At 54.3% G+C, this 16,910-nt stretch carries 19 protein-coding genes and 1 riboswitch; of the genes, 5 read left to right on the top strand and 14 right to left on the bottom strand.

Annotated features, from left to right (window positions below):
• Window positions 1-5 precede the first annotated feature (5 nt).
• The gene (locus tag B9Z44_RS11475) at window positions 6-809 is read right to left on the bottom strand and encodes an ABC transporter substrate-binding protein (RefSeq protein WP_108402494.1); all 804 of its coding nucleotides are present in this window, start codon (window positions 807-809) and stop codon (window positions 6-8) included.
• Between the two features lie 5 nt (window positions 810-814).
• Window positions 815-2,698, bottom strand: coding sequence for a TonB-dependent receptor domain-containing protein (locus tag B9Z44_RS11470; protein ID WP_108402493.1), 1,884 nt, complete (start codon window positions 2,696-2,698; stop codon window positions 815-817).
• A 75-nt stretch (window positions 2,699-2,773) separates the two neighbouring features.
• Window positions 2,774-3,018, bottom strand: a riboswitch (cobalamin riboswitch).
• A 35-nt stretch (window positions 3,019-3,053) separates the two neighbouring features.
• Between B9Z44_RS11470 and B9Z44_RS11465 the strand changes: the two genes are divergently transcribed.
• The 3 genes from B9Z44_RS11465 to B9Z44_RS11455 all read left to right on the top strand — a co-directional run bounded on the left by B9Z44_RS11465 (window position 3,054) and on the right by B9Z44_RS11455 (window position 4,622).
• Window positions 3,054-3,281 carry a DUF904 domain-containing protein gene (locus tag B9Z44_RS11465; protein ID WP_108359078.1) on the top strand — a complete coding sequence of 76 codons (228 nt, stop codon included), beginning with the start codon at window positions 3,054-3,056 and terminating at the stop codon, window positions 3,279-3,281.
• On the top strand, window positions 3,278-3,586 hold the full coding sequence (locus B9Z44_RS11460) for a cell division protein ZapA (protein ID WP_108359079.1): 309 nt from the start codon (window positions 3,278-3,280) through the stop codon (window positions 3,584-3,586). The genes B9Z44_RS11465 and B9Z44_RS11460 overlap by 4 nt, the downstream gene beginning before the upstream one ends.
• A gap of 220 nt (window positions 3,587-3,806) precedes the next feature.
• Complete coding sequence (locus B9Z44_RS11455; protein WP_108359080.1) at window positions 3,807-4,622, top strand: sulfite exporter TauE/SafE family protein; 816 nt, start codon at window positions 3,807-3,809, stop codon at window positions 4,620-4,622.
• A 2-nt stretch (window positions 4,623-4,624) separates the two neighbouring features.
• On the opposite strand, the gene B9Z44_RS11450 is transcribed toward B9Z44_RS11455, so the two are convergent.
• Entirely contained in the window at window positions 4,625-5,338 is a 714-nt protein-coding gene (locus B9Z44_RS11450) for a sulfite exporter TauE/SafE family protein (protein WP_108402492.1), read from the bottom strand.
• The gene (hemN, locus tag B9Z44_RS11445) at window positions 5,338-6,726 is read right to left on the bottom strand and encodes an oxygen-independent coproporphyrinogen III oxidase (protein WP_108359082.1); all 1,389 of its coding nucleotides are present in this window, start codon (window positions 6,724-6,726) and stop codon (window positions 5,338-5,340) included. The genes B9Z44_RS11450 and hemN overlap by 1 nt, the downstream gene beginning before the upstream one ends.
• Before the next feature lie 76 nt (window positions 6,727-6,802).
• On the opposite strand from hemN, the gene fnr reads away from it, so the two are divergent.
• Window positions 6,803-7,540, top strand: coding sequence for a fumarate/nitrate reduction transcriptional regulator Fnr (gene fnr, locus B9Z44_RS11440; protein ID WP_255416734.1), 738 nt, complete (start codon window positions 6,803-6,805; stop codon window positions 7,538-7,540).
• Here fnr and B9Z44_RS11435 read toward each other — a convergent pair.
• From B9Z44_RS11435 to B9Z44_RS11395, 9 genes are all read right to left on the bottom strand, one after another.
• Window positions 7,537-7,845, bottom strand: a complete 309-nt coding sequence (locus B9Z44_RS11435) for a hypothetical protein (protein WP_108359084.1) — start codon at window positions 7,843-7,845, stop codon at window positions 7,537-7,539. The genes fnr and B9Z44_RS11435 overlap by 4 nt on opposite strands.
• 54 nt (window positions 7,846-7,899) lie before the next feature.
• Window positions 7,900-8,190: a FixH family protein gene (locus B9Z44_RS11430; protein ID WP_108359085.1), complete on the bottom strand. Its 291-nt coding sequence runs from the start codon at window positions 8,188-8,190 to the stop codon at window positions 7,900-7,902.
• A gap of 6 nt (window positions 8,191-8,196) precedes the next feature.
• Window positions 8,197-9,567 (bottom strand): cytochrome c oxidase accessory protein CcoG, encoded by a 1,371-nt coding sequence (ccoG, locus tag B9Z44_RS11425; protein WP_108402907.1) that lies wholly within the window; start codon window positions 9,565-9,567, stop codon window positions 8,197-8,199.
• 84 nt (window positions 9,568-9,651) lie between these two features.
• Window positions 9,652-10,569: a cytochrome-c oxidase, cbb3-type subunit III gene (gene ccoP, locus B9Z44_RS11420; protein ID WP_108359086.1), complete on the bottom strand. Its 918-nt coding sequence runs from the start codon at window positions 10,567-10,569 to the stop codon at window positions 9,652-9,654.
• 31 nt (window positions 10,570-10,600) lie between these two features.
• Window positions 10,601-10,738: a cbb3-type cytochrome oxidase subunit 3 gene (locus tag B9Z44_RS11415; RefSeq protein WP_108359087.1), complete on the bottom strand. Its 138-nt coding sequence runs from the start codon at window positions 10,736-10,738 to the stop codon at window positions 10,601-10,603.
• An 11-nt stretch (window positions 10,739-10,749) separates the two neighbouring features.
• A complete protein-coding gene (gene ccoO / locus B9Z44_RS11410; protein ID WP_108359088.1) occupies window positions 10,750-11,373 on the bottom strand; it encodes a cytochrome-c oxidase, cbb3-type subunit II in 624 nt (207 codons plus the stop codon).
• A gap of 10 nt (window positions 11,374-11,383) precedes the next feature.
• The gene (gene ccoN / locus B9Z44_RS11405) at window positions 11,384-12,811 is read right to left on the bottom strand and encodes a cytochrome-c oxidase, cbb3-type subunit I (protein ID WP_108359089.1); all 1,428 of its coding nucleotides are present in this window, start codon (window positions 12,809-12,811) and stop codon (window positions 11,384-11,386) included.
• A gap of 61 nt (window positions 12,812-12,872) precedes the next feature.
• On the bottom strand, window positions 12,873-13,010 hold the full coding sequence (ccoS, locus tag B9Z44_RS11400; RefSeq protein WP_108359090.1) for a cbb3-type cytochrome oxidase assembly protein CcoS: 138 nt from the start codon (window positions 13,008-13,010) through the stop codon (window positions 12,873-12,875).
• On the bottom strand, window positions 13,010-15,262 hold the full coding sequence (locus B9Z44_RS11395; RefSeq protein WP_108402491.1) for a heavy metal translocating P-type ATPase: 2,253 nt from the start codon (window positions 15,260-15,262) through the stop codon (window positions 13,010-13,012). The genes ccoS and B9Z44_RS11395 overlap by 1 nt, the downstream gene beginning before the upstream one ends.
• Before the next feature lie 106 nt (window positions 15,263-15,368).
• Here B9Z44_RS11395 and B9Z44_RS11390 point away from each other — a divergent pair, with 106 nt between their 5' ends.
• Window positions 15,369-15,812 carry a universal stress protein gene (locus B9Z44_RS11390; protein ID WP_108359092.1) on the top strand — a complete coding sequence of 148 codons (444 nt, stop codon included), beginning with the start codon at window positions 15,369-15,371 and terminating at the stop codon, window positions 15,810-15,812.
• Window positions 15,813-15,888: 76 nt separating this feature from the next.
• On the opposite strand, the gene B9Z44_RS11385 is transcribed toward B9Z44_RS11390, so the two are convergent.
• Window positions 15,889-16,842, bottom strand: coding sequence for an NAD(P)H-dependent flavin oxidoreductase (locus tag B9Z44_RS11385; protein ID WP_108359093.1), 954 nt, complete (start codon window positions 16,840-16,842; stop codon window positions 15,889-15,891).
• Window positions 16,843-16,910: the final 68 nt, after the last annotated feature.

Genomic DNA, 16,910 nt, shown 5'->3' with positions numbered 1-16,910 from the left:
AGCGCTTACGCATAAGTGGCCTCCCACTGCTTCACGATCTGGTGCAACTGCGCCACACCATCGGTCAAGGCCGCAGGGCCTGGTTGCAAGATATCGGCGGACTTGATTTCAAAAATTTGGTGATTCCGAACCGCTGGCACGTCTTGCCAACCCTCGCGTGCAGCGGCTTTCTCAGGGCGAAACTTTTTGCCGCACAGCGAGCCAATGATGATGTCGGGCGCACGGTCCACGATGGTTTGGCCTTTGGCAATGATGCGGTCTTTGCCCATGGGCATTTGCGCCAACTCAGGAAAGCAATCGTCGCCACCCGCGATGCCAATCAACTCAGACACCCAACGAATCGCGCTGATGTGCGGCTCGTCCCACTCTTCAAAATACACCTTGGGTCGGCGCTTGAATGTGGCCGCAGTTGCTTGAATGGCGTCTAACTCGGTACGCATTTGCTGCAAACGTTGCAAGCCCTGCTCGGCTTGACCCACCATCGCAGCAACTTGGTAGAGCATCGAAAAAATCTCGTCCACGCTGCGTTGGTTGAACACCGTGACCTGCACACCCGCACGGATGAGCAAGGCCGCGATGTCCGCCTGCAAATCAGAAAACCCAAACACGCAATCGGGCTTGAGCGCCAAGATCTTGTCAATCTTGGCGCTCAAGAACGCGCTGACCTTGGGCTTCTCATCACGCGCACGGCGCGGTCGCACGGTGTAACCCGAGATGCCCACAATGCGCGCCTCTTCCCCCAGCATGTACAGCCACTCGGTCGTTTCCTCGGTGAGGCAGACGATGCGTTGGGGGTATAGATCAAGCATTCAATTTACTTGGGTTGGTATTGCAAGGTTGCAAAGATACCTCGGCCTGGGGTGTTGTAGCCACCCGCCAATTCGTAATTTCGATTGAAAGCGTTTTCTAATTTCACACGGGCAGTCCAATCGGTATCGATTTTGCGACTCGCATAGAAAGTCCATGTGGTGTAACCGGCTAAAGTTCCCGAGCTGCTGCTATTGATATCACCGCGATCAGATGCACCAACAAATTTGGTACCAACTTCATAGCCAGAAATCCAACGAGAAATATCAAAAGAACCATACTGCTTAGCGCGACGACCTGGTAAATAGTTACCCGTCACGTTCAAAGGATCCTGAGACACATAGGAAGCTTTGATGTTGTTACCCCAAACATCAAGTCGAGCAGTGAACTCGTACCCTCGATTGCGAACCTCTCCGACGTTGTTGTAGCCGTTAGTCAACCAATCAATTGCATCTTGGGTTTTGGTTTGAAAGTAAACGACTCGCATCAGCGCCTTGTCTACGCTGTAGACAACACCCAACTCTTGGGATCGATGAGTTTCAGGAAGCAAATTAGGACCACCGTACGCTAACTCACTGCCAGTGGGCGCACGAAAAGCTGTAGACATTGTGGAAGTTAGACGCCAAGGTTCAGACAGTTGGTAGCCGAGCCCCAGTAAGTGGTTATTGTTGGCATATTCTTTCTTTAAAGCCGAGCCGCTCAATCGATTCATCGTCAACTCATCGCGGCGCACATTGCCTTGAAGACTCCAGCGATCCAACTTGCTTGTCATCCCCAATGAATAACTTGTTGTGTCCCTGTTTAAGTCATATGAGCTACGTTGCTGAAACTTCTCATTTGACTGATCTAAACCAAAATTTAATGTAGTGGAGGAATGAATCGCGTAGTTATTCGACCAACGAAATACATCTTGATGACCTGCGTAGTAGCCATCTGATGCCACTAAGCCATTCTTAACTGCATCGTATGAATAATTAGCCGCGGTTGCATCAAAATTCGTCACCCAGTTTTCCGTCAAACGTTTATTGACGTAACCTCCCACCAAATCAGTTTTTATTAATAATTGATGCGTATCAGTTTTTAAACCTGAGCCCCAATTGCTGTCGTCGTAGTCAATGACCGAATTCTTCAAACTACCACGAATGCCAACACGTAATGTGGGATCGATTCTTTGATCAACCTTAGCGGCTGCATATTGATTGCGATAAGCGTCACGATCAGGGTTAACGCTCGCGCTCTTATCAGCATTCATGGCAGAGAAACCAGCGGTACCGGAAACGCCTGCATTGAGGTCAAAACTGGTTTCATCGGCACGTCCACCATAGCCAACGCTCAGATCTCCCGTTTTACGAGACCCAATCGTCGCAATACCATATGCTTTAGGAGCGCCCTTACGAGACCGCGTGATGATATTTATGACACCACCAATGGCAGACTCACCGTACAAAGCTCCTGCATTACCGCGTAAAACTTCAACCTGCTCAATTTGATTCAGAGGCAAATCTGTGATGGTCAATGCACCTGCACCATCAATTTGCGATCGAACGCCATCAATCAGCACGACCACGCTTTTACTTTCTTGCCCACGCAAAAAAAACGAAGTTGTAGCGCCAGGTCCGCCGTTACGACCAAACTCAAACCCTGCTTCTCCTTGCAGCAAATCTGCCAATGTGACAGCCTGCGACTTATCAATATCTGCACGGGTAATGACCGACACAGACGACAACACATCAGACAAAGGCTGCTCCATGCGCGAAGCAGAAACCACCACAGGATTAACTTCTATGCCCTGCGCTTGAACACTAGCAGCAACTGCCAAAGACAAAACAGAAAGCGCAGGCGCAGAAAAACGCGCGAGTGCACGCGCACGGAGACGGATAGATTTCTTCATGATTTAAATACCAACTTTGTGTGCTCTCACCGCCTTCCCCGACAGTGCTTGAGCGATTTAGCGGCGCGTTTTAGACGCACCGCCACCTTGTTGGCCGGTATCCGGGCTGGCGGAGACTACCTCTGTCGCCTTCCCAAGCGCTTGTTCAAGGCGTTCAGTGGCTTGTGTGACAGAAGCGGAGCCAAAGGGCTCGTCCGCTTGACCGTTGCGGGGGCAGCGCAGGTTTGGTTTTTGTCGAGCTGATCGACGCAACCCTCCTGCTTCCCGTTGAACTGAGGCATGTGAACCACACCTCGAGCACCAACATTGACAATTTTAACGATTAACCTTGCAGCCACCTTAAAATGTCTGGGCCATGTCACAAACACCCCTGATTGATCAAATTGCCCAGCGCGTCGAGCATTTGCTACTGCGTCACGAAGAACTGCAGCGCACCAATGCTTTGCTGGCGACCCAAGTTCAAGAGCTGACGCACGAGCGCGACTTGCTGAAGTCTCGCTTAGGCGCAGCCCGCCACCGCATTGACGCATTGATTGATCGACTGCCCCAAGGCGCAGAGGCTACGACCAAGGACAACGCGTGAAACAAATCGAAGTTCAAATCATGGGCCAAGGCTATGTGCTGGGTTGCCCCGAAGGTGGTGAAACGCGCTTGGGCGAAGCCGTGGGCAAAGTGGATGAGGCCATGTGCAAAATTCGCGATGCTGGCAAGATCAAAGCGCGCGACCGCATTGCCGTACTCGCCGCCCTCAACTTGGCTTTCGACTTGACCGACCGCCCCGCTGCTGCTGTACAAGCCAGCGGTGATGGCAGCGCACACAGCACTGACCTGCACAACTTGCTGCAGCGCATGGATGCGGTGCTCGCACGCGACAACCAGCTCATCTAAGCACGCCTACAATCTAAGCGTCTGCAAGTCCTTGGGGCTTTATATTTCCTTGAACCAATGCTCATAGAGCTCGGGCTTGGAACATCGGTTGATGAGCGTGATCGTCTCGCGTCAGATGAACCCAACGTTGACCTGACCTCGCCCACCTGAACCCCCGGTTCAGGATGACGGCCCTGAGGCTCCTTGCAGACACCTTTTACTCTTTAAGGCCTGCACGCTCATGGACCTCCAGCCCCAATTGATTCTTGAACTCGCCGCGCTTGGCATTTGCACTGGCTTTTTGGCCGGCCTGCTCGGCATTGGAGGCGGCATGATCATGGTGCCTTTCATCACCTTCATGCTTTCGCAACGTAGCGTGGACGCAGACCTGGCCGTCAAGATGGCCATTGCCACGTCAATGGCGACCATCATCTTCACCTCGATCTCAAGCGTGCGCGCCCACCACAAACGTGGCGCAGTGCGCTGGGATTTGGTCAAAGGCTTGGCACCCGGCATCGTGTTGGGCAGCATGATTGGCAGCTTGGGCGTATTTGCCTTGTTGAAGGGGTCTTACTTGGCCATCTTCTTTGGTTTGTTCGTGGGCTTCTCAGCCACGCAAATGTTCTTAGACAAGAAGCCCGCACCCACACGCCAAGTGCCAGCCACCGCAGGCCTCATGGGCGCGGGTGGTGTGATTGGCTTTATTTCTGGTTTGGTGGGCGCTGGCGGTGGCTTTATCAGCGTGCCATTCATGACGTGGTGCAACGTGGCCATTCATAACGCCGTGGCCACCAGTGCAGCTTTGGGCTTTCCGATTGCCGTGGCCAATGTGGTGGGCTACATCATCAGCGGCATGTCGGTACAAGGTTTGCCTGACGATGCGTTTGGTTTCATTTGGGTGCCGGCCTTGACTGTCATTGCGGCTTGCAGCGTGTTCACAGCCCCGCTAGGCGCAAAAGCAGCACACATGCTGCCCGTGAAAAAACTCAAACGCGTGTTTGCCAGCGTGCTTTATGTGCTGGCCGCTTATATGTTTTACAAAGGCATCACGAGCTGAAATTACTGAGGCACCAAGCACCACGGGGCTTGGTACTCGACAAGGCCCATCCACAAGGCCCAGCCTGAACTGACGGCGAGTGCGGCCCCGGCCAAACGCACACCCCATGCGCCGCTGCGGCCATCTACGGTTTGTACGCCTCGCAAGCGCAACCAAACCCATGGGCCAATCGTCAACACCACGGCGCTGCCCAATGCAAAGAGCGCCATCACACCAGCACCTTCAACGGGGCTGTTGCTGAGTGCAGCGACCAAAAGCGCACCGTACAAAAGACCGCAAGGCATCAAGGCCCACAAAACACCAAGGACCACAGCACCGCCATTGCGCAATTTGAGGTGCGCTGTCATCGCCTGCACACGCCGCCAAATGCCGCGACCAAAGCCTTCGAGCCAAATGGGTTGTTCACCACGCCAAAGCAACAACAGCCCAACCATGAAGGCCACGATGTGAAGCAACGTCCACAAGGGGCGAAACACCGCCGACTGTGTGCTGAGCCACCCCACGCCTTGCATGGTGCTGGCCGCCAATGCGCCCAAAGCGCTGTAGCCCACAACGCGCCCCAATTGAAATAAGAGCATGGCCGAAGTGCCCTGCCCTCCCGTTTGCTTTTGGGCCGCACGGCCAATGCCCGCACAAGCCGCACCGCACATGGCCAAACAGTGCGGCCCACCCGCGAGCCCCATGAGGAGTGCGGTAAGGGCCAAAGTTGTGTTCATCAGATGATTTTAGAGAACCTTGCGCGGTTCTTGTCGGCTTGCAGGTATTTGTCAAACACCATGGCCACACCACGCACAAAGAACCAACCCAGCTCAGTCACGTGAATAGCAGCGTCATCCATGGTCAACAAACCTTGTTCTTGCATCGCCTCTAACGCTTTGATCTCTGGGGCGAAATACTGCTTGAAGTCCACCAAATGCGACAACTCCACCGATTCAAACAGCACGCTGCCTTGGCACATCAGCGCCATGATGACGGTGCGGCGCACCAAGTCATCACGCGTCAGGGCCATGCCACGCGCAACGGGCAAGCGGCCTTGGTTAAGCAAGTCGTAGTACTCGTCCAATGTTTTCACGTTTTGGCTGAAGGTCGGACCCACACGGCCAATGGAAGACACGCCTAGGGCGATCAAGTCGCAATCAGGCTGCGTGCTGTAGCCCTGAAAGTTGCGGTGTAAACGGCCCTGACGCTTGGCCACCGCCAGCGCATCAGTGGGCAATGCGAAGTGGTCCATGCCCACATACACATAGCCCGCGTCCATCAGCACGCGCATGGCACTTGAAAGCATGACCAGCTTAGAGGCCGCAGGTGGCAAGTCTTGGGTATGGATGCGGCGTTGCGGTTTGAAGCGCTCGGGCAAATGGGCATAGGCATACAACGCGATGCGGTCTGGACGAAGCTTGACCACCTGGCCCAGCGTGCGCTCAAAGGTCTCAGGCGTTTGCATGGGCAAGCCATAAATCAAATCCACGTTGACCGACTCAAACCCCAGCTCGCGCGAGGCCGCCACCAAATCAAACACTTGCTCTGCGGGCTGGATGCGGTGCACCGCCTTTTGCACGGCGGGTTCAAAGTCTTGCACGCCAAAGCTCAAACGGTTAAAACCCTGCTCTGCCAAAGCGGCCAATCGTTCCCGCGTGACCGTGCGTGGGTCAATCTCAACCGAGTATTCACCGCCGGGCGCAAACTGAAAATTGCGGCGCAGCATGGCCATGAGTTGCGCCAACTCTGCATCGCTCAAAAACGTAGGGCTGCCGCCACCGAGGTGAAGCTGCGACACCACTTGGCCTTGACCTAAGTGGGCAATGTTGAGATCGACCTCGCGCTCTAGATAACGCAAATATTCGGCGCCACGCTCATGGTGCTTGGTGATGATTTTGTTACACGCACAGTAATAACACAGCGACTCACAAAACGGGATGTGTACATACAGCGACAAGGGGTAGGCTTTTGCGCCTACACCATCGCGGCGTTGTTCTAGCGCTTGCAAGTAGTCAGCCTCACCAAACGCCTCCACAAATCGGTCTGCCGTGGGATACGAGGTGTAGCGCGGCCCAGCCACGTCATAGCGCCGTAAAAGTTCTGGATTGAGGACAAGAGAATGCATAAGTTCACACCTAAATTTGCGCTCCATAATAGGCGTGCAGGCACATTAAAAAGTTGACCTGCATCAACACAAACGACTGTCAGCACCCATGAATTCCACCAGTATCAAAGTCGCCTGTTCCAACTGCAATTTGCGAGAGCTCTGCATGCCTTTGGGCTTGAATGAGAGCGAAATGGAACGTGTGGATGAGGTGGTGGCGACGCGTCGCAAAGTGACTCGCGGTGATAACCTTTTCAGAAATGGTGACAAGTTCAACGCGCTGTTCGCCATTCGCACAGGGTTTTTCAAGACACGCATCTCATCTGAGGATGGCCGCGATCAAGTGACGGGCTTTCAAATGGCGGGCGAAATCATTGGCCTAGATGGCATCGTGAGCGACCACCACACCTGTGATGCTGTCGCGCTCGAAGACGCTGAAGTGTGTGTGATGCCGTTTGATCGCATTGAAGAGTTGTCACGCGAAATCACTTCGCTGCAGCGTCATGTGCACAAAATCATGAGCCGTGAAATCGTGCGTGAAAACGGGGTGATGTTGCTGCTGGGCAGCATGCGGGCTGAAGAGCGCTTAGCCGCCTTCTTGCTGAACCTGGTGCAACGCTTGCACGCCAGGGGTTTCTCTCAGTCAGAATTGGTTTTGCGAATGACGCGTGAAGAGATTGGCAGCTACTTAGGACTCAAATTAGAAACCGTGAGCCGCACGTTTTCTAAATTTGTGGAAGACGGCATTGTTGAGGTCAAGCAGCGCCACGTGCGCATCCTCAATCCAGACGCGCTCAAACTTATCGTGAACGCACAAACCTGTCAGCCAGGTTAAACCGCAACAGGCTCGCAACACGCCTCTTGCTTGGGGCAACCATCTGGACGCTCGGTGGGCACCAACGGGCAACGGTTCATTTCAAATGGCGACACCGAGAGCAAGGTTGTCAAAGCACTTGATGCCGCTGTGATGCTCCAAAAAACAAAAAACGACAAGGTGTACACACCTTGTCGTGAAAGCTCAATGGGCTGACCAAACCATTGCATGTCTTGCGGGTCTACAAATGCAAACACCAGCATTTCCAAAACACCCGCCACTAAAAAGGCGGGCCATGCAATCCACATCATTCGCTGAGCCAACATTCTGATTCTCCTGAGAAGGAACTAATTCAGTTTAGGGCTGAATGCGCTAAAAAGTTATGGGGTTTTCGCGGGGGTGTCTGGCTTAGCTGATTCAGCTTTGGGGGTCACCACATGGTTGCGCGCCTGCATGGCGGGCGCCAACTGCATGTCTTTTTCTGCTGCCAAGGTTTTGTTGATGTCTAAACCTCGGCGGTAGTAGTCATCGGCCACCACGGGGTCAGGAATGCGAATCGCAATCGCCAAGGTGATGAAGCCAGCCACAACCACTGCAGCAGGCCCCGCAATGATGAGCCATACATGGCCGTATTGCCACCAAGGTTTGGTATCAGGTGTGTCTTGTTTCATGATGCATTACCTAGGAACGATGAACACAGATTTCTCGACCACGAAGTCATCCGTACCCAGGGCCTGGATTTCAAACGTGATTTTGTGCGAACCGCCTTCGACAGAACCATAAGGGATATCGGCTCGCAATACCACCCAACGGGCTTGTGCAGGGTCCACCATCACCTCAGTATCGGTCGTGATTTTCAAACCGGGCAAGCCTTTGACGGACAAGCGGTACGTTTGAACAGTTTCAGCCGCATTCATGATTTGCAAACGGTACACGTTTTCCAGCGTGCCGTATTCGGTGATACGAGACAAGGTTGAGCGGTCACGCACCACATCAACCTTAAAGGGCGTGCGCAAACTGAGTGAAACAAATAAACCCACCGTCACCGCCACCAAGATCATGGTGTAAATCTGAATACGAGGCCGCATCAAGCGTTGCCAGATTTGTTGAGGCGTCCACTTGTTGTCCATCGCATTTTGCGTGGAGTAGCGTACCAAACCACGGGCGTAGCCCATCTTGTCCATCACGGTGTCGCACACGTCAGCACAAGCACCGCAGCCAATACATTCGTATTGCAAGCCATCGCGGATATCAATGCCGGTGGGACACACTTGCACACACAAAGTGCAGTCCACGCAGGCACCCAAGCTCAAAGCTCCTGCTTCGGCTTTCTTAGAACGTGGGCCACGTGGTTCGCCACGCTCTGTGTCATACGTGACGATGAGTGTGTCGTTGTCAAACATGGCGCTTTGAAAGCGCGCGTAAGGACACATGTATTTACACACTTGCTCACGCATGAAGCCCGCATTGCCATACGTGGCAAAGGCGTAGAAGAACACCCAGAACAGTTCCCATGAACTCATCTGCGTCAGGAAAAACTCCATTGCCAGCTCACGGATGGGGGTGAAGTAACCCACAAAAGTGAAGCCAGTCCAGATCGACAAGAAGATCCAGATGATGTGCTTGTACCACTTCTTAACCAACTTCTCCAACGAGAAGTCTGCGTCGTCCAAGCGCATACGGGCGGAGCGGTCGCCTTCGACCTTGCGCTCAATCCACAAGAAAATTTCGCTGTAAACCGTTTGCGGACAGGCATAACCACACCACAAACGCCCCGCCACTGCCGTGAACAAAAACAGCGCCAAGGCTGAAATCACCAACAAGCCCGTGAGATAAATAAAGTCTTGCGGGTACAAGACCAAACCAAAAATATAAAACCGGCGCGACGCCAAATCGAACAGCACCGCTTGACGTGTGCCCCACTCAAACCAAGGCAAACCGTAAAACACCAGCTGCGTCAGGACCACCAAAATCCAGCGCCAATAAGCAAAGATACCCTCCACAGAGCGAGGGTAGATTTTTTTCGATGCAGCATAAAGCGAGACCATCGCCTCGTCCGCAGAGCCCGAAGGCTCTGGAACGATGGGGATGGTCTTGCGCTGCTTGGAGTCGTCAGCAGAGTTCAAAGCGTTTTACTTCGCAACAGCAGGTTTATTCGAGAAGCCCCAAACATAGGCGGTCAACACGTGAATTTGTGATTCAGTCAAACGGCCTTCTTGTGCTGGCATTTGGTTGACCTTACCGTTGTTGATCATCGCGGTGATGGCTTCTTCGCCCCAGCCGTGCAACCAGATCTTGTCGGTCAAGTTAGCCGAGCCCATGGCTTGCATACCTTTACCGTCAGGACCGTGACATGCAGCACAAGCACCGAACTTCGACTTACCCAAAGCGGCACGCACGGAGTCATGTGGGCTGCCAGACAAGCTCAACACATAGTGCGACACGTTACGGATGTCATCAGGTGTTCCGACAGCTGCGGCCATAGGAGGCATTTGACCAATGCGACCTTTGGTGAGTGTCTCTTTGATTTTGTCAGTCGTGCCGCCATGCAGCCAATCGCTGTCGGTCAAGTTGGGGAAGCCTTTTGAACCGCGGGCGTCAGAACCGTGGCACTGTGCGCAGTTATTCATGAACAAACGCTCACCCACAGCCATGGCTTTGGGGTCTTGCGACAGTTGTTCGGGTGTTTGTGCGTTGAACGCTGCATACAAAGGCTCGAGTTCTTGGTTGGCCTTGGCCACTTCAGCTTCGTATTGACCTTGCGATGTCCAAGCCAACTTGCCGGCATAGCCACCCAAGCCTGGGTAAGCAATGAAGTACACCACAGCAAATACCATGGTGATGATGAACAGCCACAGCCACCAACGTGGGAGGGGGTTGTTCATTTCACGCAAGTCCTCGTCCCAGACGTGGCCAGTTGTGCCGTCTTCTTCGTGCGCTGACACTTTGACTTTGGCCGAGAACCACAGCAAAAATGCGCAGTACACGATGCCAAAAATGGAGATGGACGATACGAAGATCGACCAAAAATTACTTGTGAAATCACTCATGATTCGATTCCTTTACAAAGGCCTCTAGGCCTTAGTCTTGATCGAGGGGCAGCTTTGATGCTGCCTCAAAATCTTCTTTGTTACGTCGAGAAAAAGCCCACACCATGATGCCGATGAACACGGCAAACGAAATCAACGTGGTCGCGATTCGCAGATCATTGACATCCATGGGGTGTCTCCTTATTTGAGCGCGAGGCCCAGTGATTGGAGGAAAGCAATCACAGCTTCCATCTCGGTTTTACCCGTGACGTCTTCTGAGGCCTTAGCGATTTCTTCATCCGTATAAGGCACGCCCACAGTGCGCAATGCCTTCATGTGTGCGGGCATTGCTGCTGCGTCCACCGTGTTCTTCAACAGCCATGGGTACTCAGGCATGTTGGACTCTGGCACCACATCACGTGGGTTGTTCAAGTGAACACGGTGCCATTCGTCACTGTATTTGCCGCCCACGCGAGCCAAGTCTGGACCGGTGCGCTTGCTGCCCCATTGGAAGGGGTGGTCATACACAGACTCACCAGCCACCGAGTAATGGCCGTAGCGCAATGTCTCGGCACGGAAAGGACGGATCATTTGCGAGTGGCAGTTGTAGCAACCTTCACGCACATAGATGTCGCGGCCAGCCAACTGCAACGCAGTCAAAGGCTTCACGCCAGTGACGGGCTCAGTGGTGGACTTTTGAAAGAACAAGGGCACGATCTCAACCAAGCCGCCAAAAGCGACGGCGATCAAGATCAACACGATCATCAAAAAGTTATTGGTCTCCACGCTCGCGTGGGAGAAGCCTTTGGAATTGTTATCAGACATTTATTTCTCCTCAGGCGTGTGCAGGTGCTGGAATGGCAACGCTCACGGTATTACCGCTGGTCACAGTTTTGACCACGTTCCACAACATGATGACCATGCCTGTCAAGTACAACAAACCACCGGCCATACGAATCACGTAGAACGGATAAGTCGCTTTGACTGACTCGACGAAGGTGTAAGTCAATGTGCCGTCGGCGTTGATCGCGCGCCACATCAAACCTTGCATCACACCGGCAATCCACATCGCAGCGATGTACAACACGATGCCGATCGTGGCCAACCAGAAGTGGACCTCAATCGCCTTGACGCTGAACATTTCCTTGCGGCCAAACAACTTAGGAATCAGATAGTAGATAGAGCCCATGGACACCAAGCCCACCCAGCCCAAAGCACCTGAATGCACGTGGCCAACGGTCCAGTCGGTGTAATGGCTCAAAGCGTTCACAGTTTTGATGGCCATCATGGGGCCTTCGAAGGTGGACATGCCGTAGAACGACAGAGACACGATCAAGAAACGCAAGATAGGGTCGTCGCGCAGCTTGTGCCATGCGCCAGACAAAGTCATGATGCCGTTGATCATGCCGCCCCAGCTAGGTGCCAACAACACCAAAGAGAACACCATACCGACCGACTGAGTCCAGTCAGGCAACGCGGTGTAATGCAAGTGGTGAGGACCCGCCCACATGTAAGTGAAGATCAAAGCCCAAAAGTGAACAATCGACAAGCGATACGAGTACACAGGGCGACCTGCTTGCTTAGGGATGAAGTAATACATCATGCCCAAGAAGCCAGCGGTCAAGAAGAAGCCCACCGCGTTGTGGCCGTACCACCACTGCACCATCGCATCTTGTGCGCCAGCGTAAGCAGAGTAAGACTTCATCATGCCGGCAGGAATGGCCGCGCTGTTAACGATGTGCAGCAAGGCCACCGCAATGATGAACGCACCGTAGAACCAGTTGGCAACGTAAATGTGTTTGACCTTGCGCGTGCCAACCGTACCGAAGAACACCACAGCGTAGGCAACCCACACCACAGCAATCAAGATGTCGATGGGCCACTCGAGCTCAGCGTATTCCTTACCTTGGGTGAAACCCAAAGGCAAGCTAACCGCTGCCGCCAAGATGACCAACTGCCAACCCCAAAAGGTGAAAGCAGCCAATTTAGGCAGGAACAAGGCCGTATGGCAGGTGCGTTGCACCACGTAATAGCTGGTTGCGAACAGCGCACAGCCGCCGAACGCAAAGATCACCGCGTTGGTGTGCAATGGACGCAAGCGGCCATAGGTCAACCAAGGGATGCCAAAGTTCAGTTCGGGCCAAGCCAGTTGAGAAGCGATGATCACGCCCACCAACATGCCAACCACACCCCAAACCACCGCCATGATGGAAAACTGCCGTACAACGGTATCGCTGTAAACGGCTTGCTCTGATGAGTTCATCGGTCACCTTTCATTTTCAAACCAGTATCCTCAAATCACTCTTGCGAGTTATTGATTCATATCAATCGTTTCTAAGAATACGCTCGCCTTCTTGCTCCACGCTGTCGAACTGGCCTCGATGAACAGCCCACCAAAGGCCGCCCAGAATAAAGAGAACCAACAACACCGACAGCGGAATCAATAAATACAAGATATCCATCAAAATCCTTTGGTGAGTCGTAAAGAATTCAATACGACCCACAACGAGCTCAACGCCATTCCCAACCCAGCCAGCCATGCGGGCAACAAGCCCACCACGGCCAACGGCACGCACAAAGCGTTGTAAGCCGCAGCCCACAACAAGTTTTGCCGCACCACCCGCAGGGTGTGCCTCGCCAACTTGACGCTTTGCGCCACCACCAACAAGCTGCCGCCCATCAAGACCAAGTCCGATTTGGACTGAGCCAAGGGCACCGCATTGCCAAACGCCATCGACACATGGGCACCGGCCAAGACAGGGCCATCATTGAGGCCATCTCCCACCATCGCCACCCGCGCGCCTTGCGACTGCGCAGTTTGCATACGTGAGAGCTTGTCTTGCGGCGTACACGCCCCAAATGCTTGGGTAATGCCCACCTGCTGTGCGACTTGCTGAGCTGACTCAGGCTGGTCGCCCGAGAGCAACCACACATCCACATTCAGGTCTTTCAATGCTTTCACGGTTTGGACCGCGTCGGCACGTATGTCTTCAGACAGTTGCCAGCTGGCAAGCCACTCGTTTTCACTGCATAAGTGTACTTGGCAAACACCCGCCGCATCGGGTATTCCCTTGGTTTTTGGTGCGCAAAACGTGAACGACCCCAAGCGCAAACGTCCGTCTAGGTACCCTTCCAAGCCCTGACCAATCATTTCGTTTACATCTTGAACGTCCGGTGCAGCAACATCCCTCGCAGACTCATGCGCTTGCACCAGCGCTCGTGACAAGGGGTGCAGCGAATGTTTGGCCAACGCTGCAGCCAAGCCCAAGGCGAACGCTGGCGTCACCCCTTCTGCCGTCATCACCTGCGTCACGCGCTGACCGTCTTGGGTGAGCGTGCCTGTTTTGTCAAAAATCAAGGTGTCAATTTCAGCCAATGACTCCAAGGCTTGCAGGTTGCGCACCAGCACACCGTGGCGCGCCAAATTACCCGCCGCGGCCAGCATGGCCGCCGGTGTGGCGAGCGACAAGGCACACGGACACGTCACCACCAGCACTGCCACTGCCACCATCAAGGCGTGACCAGGGTTGGTGGGCCACCAATACACAGCTGAGAGTGCAGCCAATACCAGCACACCTACCAAAAAGGGCTTGGCAATGCGATCGGCCAACTGCGCCAAGCGGGGTTTTTGCAGCGAAGCGTTTTCCATCAAAGACACGATTTGCGAGAACTGCGTGCCCTCGCCCACCTGCACCACCCGCACCGTCACAATGCCGCTCAGGTTATGGCTGCCCGCCACCACCGTGTCGCCCACGCCACGCACTTGCGGGCGTGACTCGCCGGTCAGCAAGGCCTCATCAGCCAAGGTCTGGCCTTGCAAAATCACGCCGTCGGCAGGAAAGCTCTCTGACGGCAACACACGAATCACATCACCCACCATCACGCGACGCACGGCCACGCGCTCAAACTCGCCACTTGGCAACTGGCGCTCCACGCTGTCGGGCAAACGGTTCATCAAAGCTTCCAGCGCCCCCGCCGTGCGGTCGCGCACGCGCAGTTCTAACCAGCGGCCTGTGAGCAAGAAAAACACAAACATGGTGAGCGAGTCGTAATACACCTCGGCACCAAAAATACCCTCGGGCTCAAACGTGGCGACAGAGCTCAGCAAGAACGTGATCACCATGCCAAGCGCCACCGGCAAATCCATGCTCACGCGGCGCGCACGGATGTCACGCAAGGCATTGCCAAAAAACGGGCCACACGAGAAAAACACCACGGGCAGCGTCAACACCCATGACGCCCAACGCAACAAAAACACCATATCAGGCGTGATGTCGCCCTCGCGCGACACATACGCGGGATAGGCATACATCATCACTTGCATCATGCAAAAGCCAGCCACCAACCAACGCCACAAAGCCCGGCGACTTTCTTCGTGGCGGGCCTGGCGCAAACTGCTGTCGGCCGCTGGCAGAGCGCCATAGCCTGCTTTGGCAATGGCCGCCATCCATGCCGATGGCGTCACGCGTGCGGCAGACCACACAACTTTGGCGCGATGCGTGGCAGCATTGACCTCAGCGGATTGCACACCCGGCACGGACATGAGCGCCTCTTCGACCGTGAAAGCACAAGCAGCGCAGTGCATGCCTTGGATCACCACGTGCGAATCCCAGCAGTCGTCAGCGCCTTGGAGGGTGGGTTTGTGTGGTTGGCTAAAACGCAACCACTCTTGGCGGTCGTCTAGCAGTTCAACCATGGAAGAATCAGAATGCATAAGGGATGTAGCCTAACGGTTTCGTCTTGCCAGAGCTTGACGTGTATCAACACGAGACGCACAACATGCGTTAAGCTTTAGTTGAAATTAACAAAAGGAGCAGTTTATGTACAAACGAATTTTGGTGGCCACCGACGGCTCGACCTTGTCCAAAAAAGCCATTGCCAGCGCGATTGAACTGGCTGCTCTGAGCGGCGCCGAGCTGGTCGCTGTCAAAGTAACGCCCCGTTACCCGCAAAGCTACTTCGAAGGCTCCTTGCCTTTGACTGCGACTGAAGTTTCGAAAATTGAAAAAGGTTGGACTGACGGCGCGCAAAAAGTGTTGGACGCTGTGGTCAAAGCTGCCAAAGCCAAAGGTGTCACGACCAAGGCCGTGGTTGTGAAGTCTGACATCGTGTCTGACGCCTTGATTGCCGCCGCCAAGAAACACAAAGCCGATTTGATCGTGATGGCCTCACACGGTCGTCGTGGCATCAAGCGCTTGCTGCTGGGCAGCGAGACACAACAAGTGCTGACGCACGCCACCGTGCCAGTGCTGGTGCTGCGTTAATCACGCCGGCATCGCTCACAAAAAAGCCGCTCTGCTGAGCGGCTTTTTCTTTGGGTTCAAGCACTAGGTTTTCGTATCAAGCTGTGAGGCGTTGCTTGGCCGCTTGGTACTCACGCTTCAAACGCGCCACCAACTCAGCCGCAGGTACCACCGCCTTCACCGCGCCAATGCCTTGACCGCAGCCCCAAATGTCTTTCCATGCTTTTTGTGCGCCACCCCCAAAATTCATTTGGCTGGGGTCGCTCTCGGGCAAGTGTTCGGGGTCTAGGCCTGCTTTGACAATGGAAGGTGCCAAGTAGTTGCCATGCACGCCCGTGAATAAATTGCTCAACACAATGTCATCGGATGTGCCGTCCACCACGGCTTGTTTGTAGTCATCCGCGGCACGCGCTTCTTCGGTCGCGATGAAGGCGGAACCAATGTAGGCAAAGTCTGCCCCCATCGCTTGTGCGGCCAGCACGGCACCACCGGTAGCGATGGAGCCGCTCAAAGCCACAGGGCCGTCAAACCACTCGCGAATTTCTTGAATCAAGGCAAACGGGCTCTTCACACCCGCATGGCCACCAGCACCAGCGGCTACGGCGATGAGGCCGTCCGCGCCCTTTTCAATCGCCTTCTTGGCAAACTTGTTGTTGATGACATCGTGCAGCACGATGCCGCCGTAGCTGTGCGCTGCGGCGTTGATGTCTTCACGCGCGCCGAGCGACGTGATGATGATCGGCACCTTGTACTTCACACACAAAGCCATGTCGTGTTCTAAACGGTCGTTGCTCTTGTGGACGATTTGGTTGATGGCAAATGGCGCAGCGGGTTGGTCTGGGTGTTCACGGTTGTGAGCGGCCAATGCCTCGGTGATTTCAATCAACCACGCTTCGAGCTGTTCAGCTGGGCGCGCATTGAGCGCGGGCATAGAGCCCACCACGCCTGCTTTGCACTGCGCAATCAAGAGCTTGGGGTTGCTGATGATGAACAGCGGAGACGCAATGACAGGGAACTTGAGCGATTGCAACACCGGAGGTAAACGCGACATATCTGGCCCTTGAGAAAGTTCAGGGCACGTGAAGTGCCCTGATGATGGTTTTGAATTGAGCGAACCTA

Source organism: Limnohabitans curvus, from assembly GCF_003063475.1.
Taxonomy (GTDB): Bacteria; Pseudomonadota; Gammaproteobacteria; order Burkholderiales; family Burkholderiaceae_C; genus Limnohabitans; species Limnohabitans curvus.
Note: the sequence above shows the minus strand (reverse complement) of the source record. Positions and strands in the feature narration are given on the sequence as shown.